General features: G+C 41.7%; 2 protein-coding genes. Both read left to right on the top strand.

What is annotated here, in order from left to right; all coding sequences use genetic code 11:
* Positions 1-71: 71 nt before the first annotated feature.
* The gene (locus AC58QT_RS35995; RefSeq protein WP_497413126.1) at positions 72-389 is read left to right on the top strand and encodes a transposase; all 318 of its coding nucleotides are present in this window, start codon (positions 72-74) and stop codon (positions 387-389) included.
* Between the two features lie 11 nt (positions 390-400).
* Positions 401-1264 carry an IS3 family transposase gene (locus AC58QT_RS35990; RefSeq protein ID WP_497413127.1) on the top strand — a complete coding sequence of 288 codons (864 nt, stop codon included), beginning with the start codon at positions 401-403 and terminating at the stop codon, positions 1262-1264.
* The last annotated feature ends 38 nt before the right edge of the window (positions 1265-1302 follow it).

Here is a 1302-nt window from a genome sequence, read left to right as displayed (position 1 = left end):
TGCAGCTAGTATAATATGTGGACACCTCGTTAACAGAATAAGATAATAGAAATAACGAGGAGGTGTTCACAATGGGTGAACAACGGCAAAGGTACAATGAGGAATTTAAACAACAAACGGTAAAGTTTATTCAAGAACAAACGAAAACGGTAGGGGAAATCGCTGAGGAGCTAAACATTCCAAAGGGAACGCTTCATCAATGGGTAGCGAAGTACCGCCAATTTGAAAGTGAGTCCATTGCAAGCCCAGATAGAGTTCGTCAGCTGGAGCAGCTGTTAAAACAGAAAGAACGCGAACTCGCAGATAAAGATCGCCGAATTTCTGAGGCTGAAGAAGAACTTGCGATTGTAAAAAAGGCCGTGCACATCTTCAGCAGACCAAAGAACTAAGGTTCCAATTCATTGAGGATAACCGCTCTGAGTTTTCAGTGGAGAAGATGTGCCAGACACTAGAGGTGTCCCGGAGTGGTTTTTACAACTGGTTAGATAGAAAGTTGTTAATGAACAGCTACCAGAAGCGCAGAGCAGCTCTAACAGCACGAATTACATTCATCTTCCATGACCATTTTGGTCGGTACGGAAGTCCTAAAATTACAGAGACTTTACAACGTGAAGGCTGGATCGTATCTGAGCGTCTGGTAGGTAAACTGATGAAAGAAAGTGGGCTACGATCCTGTGTTTCTAAGAAGTTTCGAGTCAATACGACCGATTCCAATCACGATTCTCCCATTGCACCTAACGTGCTGAATCAGAACTTCCAAACAACTGCACCTAACAAGGTTTGGGTCACAGATATTACCTATATTCCGTGTCGTCAAGGCCAATTGTATTTAGCTAGTGTTTTAGACTTATACACACGCAAAATTGTAGGTTGGAAACTCGGGGACCGTATGACGACCGACTTAGTTCTCGCTGCCTTAGATCAAGCCTACGAGGCTCAAAAACCTCCAGAGGGCCTGCTGCATCACTCTGATCGTGGCTCACAATATGCATCAGAAGAATACCGTACAAGACTTAACAAATACCAAATGAAAGCTAGTATGAGTCGAAAAGGAAACTGTTATGACAATGCCTGCATCGAATCTTTTCACAGCATCTTAAAGAAAGAATTTATTTACTGTACGAGATTTTTAACCAAAGCCCAGGCACAACAAGATATGTTCGAGTACATTGAACTTTTTTACAATCGTAAAAGGATCCATGGTTCTTTGGGTTACCTTTCACCAGTTAGATTCGAAGAAAACTACTATAAAAATGTTTGTTAATTCTCTTAAGAGGTGTCTATTTTCTTGACAGAGGTCCA

It is taken from the genome of Paenibacillus sp. J31R109 (genome assembly GCF_059692055.1).
The sequence above is the reverse complement of the archived record's forward strand: the minus strand, read 5'-3'. Positions and strand labels throughout refer to the sequence as shown.

Bases quoted from the DNA above. Each gene is read 5' to 3' on its own strand.
- AC58QT_RS35995 (WP_497413126.1), top strand. From the start codon at position 72: ATGGGTGAACAACGGCAAAGGTACAATGAGGAATTTAAACAACAAACG.